We start from the raw sequence: 10,852 nt of genomic DNA, 5'->3' as shown, positions 1-10,852 counted from the left end.
TAGACCATGTCTATTTTTATGAAATTGAATTTGCGAAACTAATTATACGTTATCTATTTCGTTGATTTCTTCTTTGCTAAGTCCGGCTTTGGCAAGAGAATAAATATCCGGTTTCATCAAACATCAGCGCTCCCTCCAAAAAAAATGTAAGTGCAGCTATGGAGCGATCTGCTCCCTTCCTGCACTTACATTTTACTTTCGCATTTGAAATATAACAAATACTTAGATTTTATGCCAAACCCATGCCTAAAAAGCATTTTGAAAATTCAATGAATTTTGTTGCTGCCAAGCTGAATGGCTGTCCACGTTTCCACGCCAAAACGCTCGTTGCCCAAAGTTCCGGATACAATGGCCGATAAGCTATCTTTGATGAATCCCAAAAAGGTACTGCACCTTCAATTACCAACGAATATGCCAGACCTTGATTTACCATTACTGCACCGTTAGTACTCAGGTTGCTGGTAAACAGGATATTCAGATTTTTGTAATAGTCGCCAAACCAACTTGCCAGTTCATTCTGCACCTGCATACGTCTTGGAAGAATCAAGGGCAATTCGGACAAATCACTTGCTGTAATGAACTCTTTTTCTGCAAGCGGGTCATTCGGCGGCATTAGAACCACCCATTTTTCTTTCATGTCCATACGGATAAAATCATATTTCTCCATATCTATTGGTTCCAAGAGAAGACCGAGATCAAGAAGTCCCTTATCCATCTGTTCTTTTACCAAATCCGCAGTTGCTGTAAAAATATCAAAAGTAACACGGGGATATTTCTGATGAAAATTTTTGAACAATTCAGGAAGTAACTGCACGGAAGCAATTTCTCCACAGCCAATGGAAATCTTACCTTCCACCTGTTCCTCCTGCTCAACCAGCTCTTTTTCCGTCTTATCAACAAGCTGCAAAATTTCTTCTGCGCGGCGGCGAAGGAGAATGCCTTCGTTGGTTAATTTAATTTTACGGGTGCCTCTGTCAAACAGTTTCGCACCGATTTCTTCCTCCATTTGTGCGAGTTGGCGGGAAAGGGTCGGCTGTGTGATATGCAAAACCTCTGCGGCTTTTGTAATGCTTTCTTCCCTAACTACGGTCAGAAAATAGCGAAGAACTCTAATCTCCATATGCGAACTCCTTTCAACTTTATGCATGCTCAATAAGCAGATTATACTAAATTTATGCTTTTTAAGCAACGCATCGTTTGGGGTTCAACTTCGACGGCCTTAGATATTTTTCTTTATCACTTTGCGACTTCCTCTAGCCGAAGAACAGCAGTTTTGACTTCGCTTCTGACATCGGCATAACAACGGCTCCATTATTATATCCACATTCCCTGCACATCCAGCCGTCATGGTAATATACGTGGAAAAACTCTTCTCCAGATTTCAGACAAAGTACCGGCATCCACCTGAAACGCTCTATCCACTCTTCATGACACACGAAAGCCATATAAATTCCCTTGGCTCCAATTTGCTTCGCTATTTTGACCCACTGTTTCAAATCTGTCTCTTTCACGGATAACTCCATCAAAAGAGCAGAATCACAGAGAACGGCCTCAAGATGTAAACCTCTCATATTCTACAAACGGCAGATTTCCTTTCTATAATTTACCAGCAGACTTCTTTCCTATTCATAAATCTGAGCCTCATGATTAAAAATCCAATCGTCGATCCTTTCCGATTCTGACAGCCACTCTGCCGGATAATCATAATTTTCCGCATAGACAGGGCTTTGGTAATCATGGATACCATATTCAAATATCTCTCTGCACTCATTCCAGCCTGTCTGCTCTAAATATTGCAGCGTTACCTGCAGTTCTCTTCTGCTGGTGTCTTCATAAAAGGTCCAGACGCCATCCCTCATGGATATCCCCATCCAATTTGATATTGTCATAAAAGCAATGACACAGTCAGGGCGGCTGGAGGCAGGTATTTCATAAAATTTCATAATATTCCCATCTGCTTCAAAACAACGGCTAATTCTTTTGAAAAAATGGGATTTCGCAAATCTTTTCTATGATCAACCTTCCAAAACGGCTCGTTTGTGCCTGCCTTGATACATTCCTCAACGAGTGTCTTATTGACATTAAGTGACCAGCCTATTCCATTATTTTTGAAATCCATAGTGAGAAGCTCATTCCCTTCAAGGGGAATTTCACGATAATCTCTGCCACGGCAAAAGCAAATTTTATTTCTGTCAAGCGCACTGATGGAACGCCCGTACATAATCGGATAATCCGCATTTTCAGACACTGGTGCATTTCCAATAATCTCATATTCCCCATAAAAAACCGATTGTCCATCATGTATGCAGACGGGCAGCTTTGGAGTTTTTGCAAATCTTCAATACTCACGTTGGGTTGTTCCGTAATGATATGATAAACGGAGACGCAAAGTGCCTTTCCCATGAGAATATCCCAGAATTTTCCTCCATCCTTCACAAATTTTCGTACATCAAATAAAATCCGTCCATAACCATAATGTCTGCGGTCATATTTGAAACGGAAAAAATCTCCCTCTTTATATTTACAGCGACGGCGTTTCGCATGAGCGAACGTTTGAATTTCATCTAAATCCCTGTCGGTTGTATCAGCAACCCATTTGTCAAGAAACTCTTGAAGTTCTCCTTGCTCCACACATGAAACACCTGCAAAAGCCGAAGAATAATAGGTCTGCTGCGTTGTGTAATTTGCTATTAAAACTCGTCCATTGTAATCGAAATACATACCGTAAGGTGTACAGCGCTGAATATTAACACCATTTAAGAGCTTCGGTTTGCCCTTTTCCGTAAGCGGAGCAATCCTGGTACGGTTATCCTGAGTGCGGAGTACATATGAGTTTTCACGAAAATGTCCGTTATCGTGTAACCAAATGACTTTTCGGAGAACATCACCATCAAAAAACAAAATATCTTTCCCTGTTGACCGTTCAGGCTTTACACAATTATTGGGGATTTCAACATGCTCCCAATTCGGTTCGATCAGTTCCAAACCAAGATATTTGCGCTGTTCATTTGTCAGCTCCATTTTATACTCCTTTTATCTTGACAACCTCTAATTTTCTGTTGATCTCTGATTATCAAAATCACTCTTGTTTCTTCTGTATCAGGAAGAACTTATCTTCTATTTCATAAATCGGATAAGCTCTTTTATTATATCGATAAAATCTTCTTCGTTCAAACCATAAGAAGTGATTCTGATTGATATATTATTTAATTTGAAACTTGCCCAATATGCTGCTTGATCTGTAGATGCAAGTACCATAGAAACGCCGTCAATTTTAGACTGCTTTGTATCTCCACGGAATATATTGGAAAATTCCTCTGCTTTGGCAAAGGTAATCGATAATGTCTTGCTGTTATCGCTGCTGTTGTAATACAAACTATTTGTATCATACAAAACGTCTCCCGCTTGATCCTGATAAAGAACAAAATAAGATTGCTCTGCTCTTGTCAATTCTTCTCCAAAAGCATCGGGCAGTTGTTCCATTCCGTAATAAGCAAGTAATTCCTGATAGGTCATAGGAACAATCTTTGTGTCTTCATCGGTAGGAATAACAACTTTGGAAGTCATTGGCATGGAGATATCGTTAATATAAAGAGTGTCCTTCTGTAATCCAAACAAAATTCCGCCGCAAATTACGCAAAAACAGGCTGCTATCCCGGCAATACGATAGAGCATTCGTACATTATTTTTTTGACCCTGGGCATTATTCGCCGCTTGAATCAGGTCATCATCTATATCACCAATCTCACGATAAAATGTTTCTCGGTTCATACATGGTATCCCTCACTTTCAAGATGTTTCTTTAGTCGTTTTCTTGTCCGAAAAAGTGTAGATTTCACTTTGCTTTCACTCAGATGAAAACGACTGGCGATTTCTGTGATACTATCAGAAAACCAATAGCGCCGAATAAAAATATTGCGAATATCAGAGGGTTGCATTCTCAAAAATGCAGAGATGACCGATGCCACTTCACCGGACTCATATTGCGTTTCTACAGAATCTGTCCCTGTTAAACATTCTTCCAGTTCGGATAATTGCAGTGTAAATTCAGCATTTCGTTTTTGAGCAGTCAAATAATCATAACGATTTAATGCCAGGCATCGGGTGATACGCCCTAAATATGGAAGTAGTCTTTGAGGACGATCCGGGGGAATCTGTTTCCATGCCGCAAAATAAGTATCATTGACGCATTCCTCGGATTCTTCATAATAATTGAGGATATTCATGGCGATTTTCGTCAAATATTTTCCATATTTTTGTGATTTGTTTCGTATAGCATCCTCTGAACGCTGCCAAAACAAATCAATAATTGTTTGATCTGTCATATTTGAGCCTCTCTTAAATCAGACAGTGCAGAGACAAAAGGCTTATCTCTGCACCGTCTTCCCTGTTCTTAATATGCGATAACATGAATGCGGGATGCAGTGACTTCAGAAGCTGTGGGGTTATCCTCGGTGTATCCCTGAATATGATATCCCACCGACAGAATCATGTTTTCCACCACACCGCTCGCGATGGAATAAATAGTATCATCAGAAATAAGGATTACCTGACCATTCTCTAATGTAACGCGATCATCCTCAACTGCAGCCACTTTCCCCTCGAAATTGATCACCAGCTTGCCGCCTGTCCGTGCTGCTGCATTGCAATAAATTTTGTCAGCGGATACATGCTCGGAATCAGGATCATCTTCTGTGTAGCCCTGAATGAAGTTACCAACAACAATCTCTGTGCTAACCGTATTATTGGTATCCGGATCACCCGCAAAAATTGTATCAGAAGAAATGACAACGATTTTGCCATTTTCCAGCGTGACTTCATCCCCGTTTATTGCGGTAACTGTTCCCTCAAAATTTACAACCACCTTGTTCGTTAAAATGCCGCCTGCATTGTCAGAACTTACTGTGCTCTCAGCCAGGCATCCCACCAGAGCAGAAAGTGTCATCAGTGTTACCATACAAATACAAACTAATTTCTTCATTTTGTTTTCCTCCATATTTTTAATGATAAGGATCTTAAAGACCCTTTCACCTATAAAGTAAGAAACAAAATGATTTCGTTGCAGTTTATTGAAAAATTTTTTTACTTTACCTCTATAAATTCATATTTTCAGTCTGACAATCTGGAAGTTGTTGATTTTGAAATGCTACAATAATTCTACGTCTACCCAATCATGAAATTCCGGACTGACACCTTCGTCTATATCGGGTTCAAATGTAATATCTTTTATATTACTTAATCAAAAGCAAGTTCCGGATCAGTCACCTCATAAGTCTTAACCACTGATGGTTCTTTTTTAGAACATCCAAGCGGATAACGCAGCATTTCAAACCGTACCCACTCCTCTGAATTTCCAAAGGGCATATACACATCAATATGCGTTTCATCCACGATCTGGTATCCGTATCCGGCGCCGAAGTTTGACTGTCCATTTTCCGATGGGACCTCTGTACCATCTACAGTGGAGGCAATTTCTCCATCCATAACTCCACATCTTCCATCGATATTGCTGACTTCGCCGACAGACCGATACAAATTTCCATCAACCATTACCATAGGAATCCGGTCAGATGTCTTCTTCTCAAGCAGCTGTATGCTCTTCTGGTTTCCCAACTGCAAAGGAGCGCTTTCCATGACGGCTCCGCTGTATGTAACCCTCACCCGGTCTCCTGCCCGGGCGGAAGCTGCGGCTTCATCTAATGTTACGCTTACCCTGTCTCCGGAACTGCGAATTGAGAATCCTTCGTCCACCTCCACAACGGCGCCGGTACCATGAATCTCCATTATTGTGCCCTCAAAGGTCTGGCAGTTCTCACCAAATATAACATCCTCCACAGTCTGCCCATCGCCTTCATAGCACAGGAGCAGCGTTCTCTCCCCATCCAGTTGAAACAGTTCACCATACCTCCCGGAACATGGATCTGTTCCCTCTCCCCAGGCTGCATTGATTTCCTTCCTGCTGAATTTCGATAATTCCTGCTTCAGCTGTTCCTCTGCCATATTTCCGGCATCCTCCAGCGAAGGCACTGCTTTCTGGCTGCTGCATCCGGAAAGAACCAATACCGAAATCATTATCATGGCGCTTCTTTTCATATAGTTTCTCACCTGTCCGGCCTCCTTGCATCCTTTCCTTTACCATACCAGATTTTCTTTGAGCATGCTTTAATCTACGCTTACGATTCTATGACATTTGTATTATGCTGTAACAAATAGAAAATTTTCTTCTATCCGCTTTGCGTGAAAAATATTTTTCGCACATTCCTCATAATTCTTTATGTCTATATGTCTGTAAATTTCAGCTATACAAACATACTCTTCTACTAAAGACAAATCCCTTTTTTCTACTGCTTTTTCTCCAATATCCAATAATTTATTCAGCCAGAAAATGGCGTCATCCGATGCCTCTATCCCACGATTTCCGCGTCCAGTATCTCCCCATTTATGTTAGCATCAACCTCCACCGCATGTCCCCAAAACATGTCATCATCATGATAATACAAGGTTATATCACCGTCCGGGGTGATGGAAACTTCGCTTATTTCCAGTCTCTTGGCAAAACTTTCCTTCGTAATAGGGTCTGCCTTTTCCCCATCCTCTTCCTCCTGAAGCCATTCATTGGCTAAATCCGTCAGTTTCTCTGCCGCATACTGCCGGAATTTGTCATCCCAGTTCTTCAAATCCTTATGTAATTCTCGCAGGATCGCCAGGGCCTTACAGGCGGTATCTCCGTCCTCCTCATCCGTTTCCAGGAATACGCCACAACTTTCTCCCAGCCATTCCATATCTCCCTGAAAGGAAGAAAACTGTCTGTCCAGTTCAAATTCCCCCAACGGTTCTTCCTTTATGATTACTGGCTTCGAAATCTGTTTCCGTATTTCTTCCAGCCTTGGCTCCGATGCGTTTTTCTCCAGGACTTCAAGAACCATATAGCAGTTATTCACAGTCTTACTCATATAAGGTTCCAGTTTTACCGGAATGCTTTTTCTGGCCTTGATGCGATATATCCCAAATTGCTGAAAATCATACCCCCAGCCGGCCCGGCCGGGAACATTTTTTATCAGCCACTCAAGTCTTCCCTTTTCCCGGGAAAGTTCGCCGGTCTTTCCATTCACCGATGCGATAAACTCCAAAGACGGCCTTAACATGTCTCCGATTATGGCAGCGCCTCCGGCAGATTCTTTTGTAAGGATCAGGAGTTCTTCCACTTCCTCATAAAACCGATTTTCAAATTCTTCTTTTACGCTCATCTTTGTCCTCCAAATACTTTTTCAGAAGCCTCTTTACATACTGTACATGTTCATTTTCCCAAAAGATTATGATAAATTTCGGTTATAACTGCATCCCATATAATTCGTTTTTCTTCCTGAAACTGGAAGCTATATTCCCATCTGCTTCAAAACAACCGCTAATTCCTTTGAAAAAATAGGATTTCGCAAATCGTTTCTGCAATTAACCTTCCAAAACGGCCCGTATATCAAATAAAATCCGTCCATAGCCGTAATGTCTGCGGTCATATTTAAAACGGAAAAAGTCATCCTCTTTATATTTAATACAGGTATAGACTGGTTCGCCATCTGGCTGTAATTTATATTCTTTCTGTCGATTCCGTTTTATCGGGAGGTCAAAAGCTGCTGTATTTGTCACAATGCTGCTATTCTTTCCAAACTCTGCATCGCGCCGATACACATAACAATTCAGACATCCAGTACTTATCTTATGACAGCCATGCCATGGGTTCCAGATTGCCATACTGTTTCCTCCCTTCTTTTATCGAACATTCGTTCTTTTTTCTTGGATTATAATGCTGTTTCCATCACCTGTCAATAGTGTGGAAGTAAAAAATACAGGTAATTTGTTCCGGGATATTTACCCGAACACACTTCTATTCTGTGCTTTTTTTCTTATAGATTCTGTAGTAAAATTGATATGATGAAATAAATGATCAACCATATGGATATGACGTCTGAAAGTTTGAAAAGAGGTATCAAATGAAGAAATCGATTTTTGACCTCACAGGAAGATGTTATGATATCTAAGAAACAGTTGAAGGACTTTCTGGATTCTGTTATGGTTGATTAATCTCAATATAAGTATGTTGGAAGTTCAATTAGACGCACCATTCTAAATCCTGGTTATCAGATTTTAAATAGGAGGGATGCCATGACAACAATGTCGATTATTCAGAAATGCAGAGAACGGTTTAATGAGATTCCAGAATTACAGGATAAATTATCCCAAACGGAAGAAAGTGCCCGTGTGAACTGCTTCCGGCTGGAAAATCTAAGGAAGGAGCAGGCCCTTCTTTCTAAAATCTTAAAAGTTATTGATAAAAATGAAACGGAACTTCCACGCTCCATACCAGTGCGTCCCTCCAACGAATTGAAAGAAAACCGACTCAAAGCCTATGCTTCTGTTCCTGATATTGCAGAAGTATGCACTGGAAAACATGACCTTACCGTTGTTACAGAATATATGGCCGGAAAAAGTGTTGCAGATATCTCAAAAACAATCGGCCTTTCCAGTGCCCGCATACTGGATATTCTTGATAATATAAAGAGACGGTGTCTCTGGTATGGAAAGCACAATAAATGAAAAGGCCGGCAAAAAATGCTCATGTGCAATAAAGTAACACACAAGAATTTGACAGGCAACCGCCCTGCTATTCCGTAAAGCAAGGAAGAAAATTGCCATGTCGTCCTAATGGAGTATAGATTTATTTACGTCTGTATGCTATAATAGTTTCTAAAGATGTTATAGCATTCCAAGGGGACTTATATGACTGCACCAGTAAATACAATCGGGGAGCGATTAAAAGAGATTCGCACGAATCGCAGCCTGACTTTAGATGATACTGCAAAAATAACAGGAGTAAGCAAGCCCATGTTAGGGCAAATAGAGAGAGGTCAATCTATTCCAACTATCACTACTCTATGGAAAATTGCAACGGGTTTGAAAGTTCCGTTGTCCTCTTTTTTAGAAGAACAACAGCCAGAATATACTGTTGTTGATATTGCACAGGAAGCAGCTATTTCCGAGGACAATAGGCGTATGCGAGCCTATCCGTTGTTTCCGTATGACCCTATACGAAATGTAGAGATATTCCACATTGAATTTGACGCAGGTTGTAAGCATATTTCAGAAAAACACAATGACGGCGTGGAGGAATATATTTTAGTCCAGACTGGCACATTGCAACTTGTCTTAAACGGCCAAGAAATTGTGATTGCCAAAAATCAGTCAATCCGCTTCAAAGCTGATATACCGCATAGCTATAATAATCCCTTTGATGTGCCATGTACTGTTTATAATATCATTTTCTATCCGAGATACTAATGGAGGTATATATATCATGTATGAATTGATACAAATTTCAGACATCAGCTACTATATCCAAAGCCCCGCAAAGATTGGACTTGTAAAGCTGAATGACAAAGAGGTTTGTTTGATTGACAGTGGAAATGACAAGGACGCAGGGCGAAAAGTCCGACAGATTCTGGACGCTAACCGTTGGAAATTAACAGCGATCTTTAATACTCATTCCAATGCAGACCATATCGGAGGCAACAAGTATTTGCAAGGACAGACGGATTGCAAAATTTATGCACCGGGGATTGATTGTGATTTTACAAGACATCCTATTTTAGAACCGTCCTTTTTATATGGCGGCTATCCTTGCAAAGACCTCAGACACAAGTTTTTGTTGGCACAGGAAAGCAATGCGGAATATTTGACAAAAGATATTTTACCCAAAGGATTTGAAGTTATCAACTTACCAGGGCATTTCTTTGATATGGTGGGTTTTCGGACGCCGGATAATGTGATTTATCTTGCTGATTGTTTGTCAAGCCGTGAAACGTTGGATAAATACCAAATCGGATTCATCTATGATGTTGCTGCTTACCTAAAAACACTTGAAATGGTAAAATCCCTATCTGCAAAAATGTTTGTTCCAGCTCATGCCGAAGCAACGACAGATATTTCCGAGTTGGCGCAATACAACATTGACAAAGTACATGAAATAGAAGAAAAAATCATTGACCTCTGTTCAAAGCCGCTTTGTTTTGAAATCCTCTTGCAACAGCTGTTTACAGAATATGATTTGACTATGAATTTCGAGCAATATGTTCTTGTGGGCAGTACTGTTCGCTCCTATCTTGCATGGCTGAAAGACACGGGAAAATTAAACGCTAAGTTTGAAAACAATATGTTACTTTGGGAGCAGGTATAAGGAGGATTTAATATGGCAATCGAAAAAGTCAAAGAATATTTCAAAAAATACAACATGGAAAATCGAGTGCAGAAATTTGAAGTATCAAGCGCCACGGTGGAGCTTGCCGCCGAAGCGTTACATTATGATCATATCGGTGAGCGCGACCGCCGAGGTAACGATGATAAACCTTTATTTGACAGTACAAAGCTGTGCAGAATGTGGCAGGGACAGGTGGCTGCATAATTATGGTCCGGTGCGCCCGGGCGCTGTGGGGCACGATAGCCGCTACGCCGATCACAATAGACTGGTGGATATCCTGATCTTCCACTTCTGCTTCCGATACCTGAAATTTATTTCGTATCTTTGCCAGAAGGCTCTTTACGATCATTCTCTCTATTTTTCCTACAAATACGTTTTCAGAAACCTCTTTACATACTGTGTCTCTATTCCTATTTCTCTGTCAAAACCGAAAGTCAGTTGCAAAGACTTGTCTTCTGATACAACATGAATACATGGAATATGATCGGAATCTTTTTTGATATACCAATAGTAGTTAACGCCCTCATACTTCAGTTTCCGCTTTCCCTTCGTATATGGTAAATAACCAGTCCTCCGGACAAAATAATGCCAGCCCAAAGGCTG

At 40.7% G+C, this 10,852-nt stretch carries 14 protein-coding genes and 3 pseudogenes; 4 read left to right on the top strand and 13 right to left on the bottom strand.

Translation table 11 applies throughout. The features are described from left to right. Window positions 1-229: 229 nt before the first annotated feature. The 11 genes and pseudogenes from LIZ87_RS21240 to LIZ87_RS21190 all read right to left on the bottom strand — a co-directional run. On the bottom strand, window positions 230-1,120 hold the full coding sequence (locus LIZ87_RS21240) for a LysR family transcriptional regulator (RefSeq protein ID WP_227149131.1): 891 nt from the start codon (window positions 1,118-1,120) through the stop codon (window positions 230-232). 133 nt (window positions 1,121-1,253) lie between these two features. After that, window positions 1,254-1,571, bottom strand: coding sequence for a hypothetical protein (locus tag LIZ87_RS21235; RefSeq protein ID WP_227149130.1), 318 nt, complete (start codon window positions 1,569-1,571; stop codon window positions 1,254-1,256). Window positions 1,572-1,622: 51 nt separating this feature from the next. After that, entirely contained in the window at window positions 1,623-1,943 is a 321-nt protein-coding gene (locus LIZ87_RS21230; RefSeq protein ID WP_227149129.1) for a hypothetical protein, read from the bottom strand. Next, window positions 1,940-2,119, bottom strand: a complete 180-nt coding sequence (locus LIZ87_RS21225) for a hypothetical protein (protein WP_227149128.1) — start codon at window positions 2,117-2,119, stop codon at window positions 1,940-1,942. Before LIZ87_RS21225 ends, LIZ87_RS21230 begins: the two co-directional genes overlap by 4 nt. After that, window positions 2,095-3,021, bottom strand: coding sequence for an Imm26 family immunity protein (locus tag LIZ87_RS21220; protein ID WP_227149127.1), 927 nt, complete (start codon window positions 3,019-3,021; stop codon window positions 2,095-2,097). Before LIZ87_RS21220 ends, LIZ87_RS21225 begins: the two co-directional genes overlap by 25 nt. A 96-nt stretch (window positions 3,022-3,117) precedes the next feature. Then, window positions 3,118-3,771, bottom strand: coding sequence for a hypothetical protein (locus tag LIZ87_RS21215; RefSeq protein WP_227149126.1), 654 nt, complete (start codon window positions 3,769-3,771; stop codon window positions 3,118-3,120). After that, entirely contained in the window at window positions 3,768-4,325 is a 558-nt protein-coding gene (locus LIZ87_RS21210; protein ID WP_227149125.1) for an RNA polymerase sigma factor, read from the bottom strand. The genes LIZ87_RS21215 and LIZ87_RS21210 overlap by 4 nt, the downstream gene beginning before the upstream one ends. Before the next feature lie 68 nt (window positions 4,326-4,393). Next, the gene (locus tag LIZ87_RS21205; RefSeq protein ID WP_227149124.1) at window positions 4,394-4,981 is read right to left on the bottom strand and encodes a DUF5666 domain-containing protein; all 588 of its coding nucleotides are present in this window, start codon (window positions 4,979-4,981) and stop codon (window positions 4,394-4,396) included. A 254-nt stretch (window positions 4,982-5,235) separates the two neighbouring features. Continuing rightward, window positions 5,236-6,105: a hypothetical protein gene (locus LIZ87_RS21200; RefSeq protein ID WP_227149123.1), complete on the bottom strand. Its 870-nt coding sequence runs from the start codon at window positions 6,103-6,105 to the stop codon at window positions 5,236-5,238. Window positions 6,106-6,404: 299 nt separating this feature from the next. Then, window positions 6,405-7,247, bottom strand: coding sequence for a DUF2262 domain-containing protein (locus tag LIZ87_RS21195; RefSeq protein ID WP_227149122.1), 843 nt, complete (start codon window positions 7,245-7,247; stop codon window positions 6,405-6,407). Window positions 7,248-7,524: 277 nt separating this feature from the next. After that, window positions 7,525-7,749, bottom strand: a pseudogene (locus LIZ87_RS21190) (DUF5131 family protein); the annotation flags it as partial. 411 nt (window positions 7,750-8,160) lie between these two features. On the opposite strand from LIZ87_RS21190, the gene LIZ87_RS21185 reads away from it, so the two are divergent. The 4 genes from LIZ87_RS21185 to LIZ87_RS22765 all read left to right on the top strand — a co-directional run bounded on the left by LIZ87_RS21185 (window position 8,161) and on the right by LIZ87_RS22765 (window position 10,453). Further along, window positions 8,161-8,592 (top strand): hypothetical protein, encoded by a 432-nt coding sequence (locus tag LIZ87_RS21185; RefSeq protein ID WP_227149121.1) that lies wholly within the window; start codon window positions 8,161-8,163, stop codon window positions 8,590-8,592. Between the two features lie 183 nt (window positions 8,593-8,775). Then, window positions 8,776-9,333: a helix-turn-helix domain-containing protein gene (locus LIZ87_RS21180; RefSeq protein ID WP_227149120.1), complete on the top strand. Its 558-nt coding sequence runs from the start codon at window positions 8,776-8,778 to the stop codon at window positions 9,331-9,333. A 16-nt stretch (window positions 9,334-9,349) separates the two neighbouring features. Continuing rightward, a complete protein-coding gene (locus tag LIZ87_RS21175; protein ID WP_227149119.1) occupies window positions 9,350-10,228 on the top strand; it encodes an MBL fold metallo-hydrolase in 879 nt (292 codons plus the stop codon). A gap of 12 nt (window positions 10,229-10,240) precedes the next feature. Then, window positions 10,241-10,453 carry a hypothetical protein gene (locus LIZ87_RS22765; RefSeq protein ID WP_330664735.1) on the top strand — a complete coding sequence of 71 codons (213 nt, stop codon included), beginning with the start codon at window positions 10,241-10,243 and terminating at the stop codon, window positions 10,451-10,453. Between the two features lie 13 nt (window positions 10,454-10,466). Here LIZ87_RS22765 and LIZ87_RS22960 read toward each other — a convergent pair. Further along, window positions 10,467-10,607 (bottom strand): annotated as a pseudogene (locus LIZ87_RS22960) (DUF503 family protein); the annotation flags it as partial. Between the two features lie 5 nt (window positions 10,608-10,612). Then, a pseudogene (locus LIZ87_RS21160) lies at window positions 10,613-10,852 on the bottom strand (hypothetical protein); the annotation flags it as partial.

Origin of the sequence: Lacrimispora sp. 210928-DFI.3.58 (assembly GCF_020554865.1) — a bacterium.
GTDB lineage: Bacteria > Bacillota > Clostridia > Lachnospirales > Lachnospiraceae > Enterocloster.
This window is presented reverse-complemented; position numbering and strand designations above follow the sequence as displayed.

Excerpts from the sequence above, each read along its gene's own strand:
- LIZ87_RS21225 (WP_227149128.1), bottom strand. The coding sequence starts at position 2,119 with ATGGATTTCAAAAATAATGGAATAGGCTGGTCACTTAATGTCAATAAG.
- LIZ87_RS21220 (WP_227149127.1), bottom strand. The coding sequence starts at position 3,021 with ATGGAGCTGACAAATGAACAGCGCAAATATCTTGGTTTGGAACTGATC.
- LIZ87_RS21180 (WP_227149120.1), top strand. The coding sequence starts at position 8,776 with ATGACTGCACCAGTAAATACAATCGGGGAGCGATTAAAAGAGATTCGC.
- LIZ87_RS21240 (WP_227149131.1), bottom strand. The coding sequence starts at position 1,120 with ATGGAGATTAGAGTTCTTCGCTATTTTCTGACCGTAGTTAGGGAAGAA.
- LIZ87_RS21235 (WP_227149130.1), bottom strand. The coding sequence starts at position 1,571 with ATGAGAGGTTTACATCTTGAGGCCGTTCTCTGTGATTCTGCTCTTTTG.
- LIZ87_RS21205 (WP_227149124.1), bottom strand. The coding sequence starts at position 4,981 with ATGAAGAAATTAGTTTGTATTTGTATGGTAACACTGATGACACTTTCT.
- LIZ87_RS21210 (WP_227149125.1), bottom strand. The coding sequence starts at position 4,325 with ATGACAGATCAAACAATTATTGATTTGTTTTGGCAGCGTTCAGAGGAT.
- LIZ87_RS21185 (WP_227149121.1), top strand. The coding sequence starts at position 8,161 with ATGACAACAATGTCGATTATTCAGAAATGCAGAGAACGGTTTAATGAG.
- LIZ87_RS22765 (WP_330664735.1), top strand. The coding sequence starts at position 10,241 with ATGGCAATCGAAAAAGTCAAAGAATATTTCAAAAAATACAACATGGAA.
- LIZ87_RS21175 (WP_227149119.1), top strand. The coding sequence starts at position 9,350 with ATGTATGAATTGATACAAATTTCAGACATCAGCTACTATATCCAAAGC.
- LIZ87_RS21230 (WP_227149129.1), bottom strand. The coding sequence starts at position 1,943 with ATGAAATTTTATGAAATACCTGCCTCCAGCCGCCCTGACTGTGTCATT.
- LIZ87_RS21195 (WP_227149122.1), bottom strand. The coding sequence starts at position 7,247 with ATGAGCGTAAAAGAAGAATTTGAAAATCGGTTTTATGAGGAAGTGGAA.
- LIZ87_RS21215 (WP_227149126.1), bottom strand. The coding sequence starts at position 3,771 with ATGAACCGAGAAACATTTTATCGTGAGATTGGTGATATAGATGATGAC.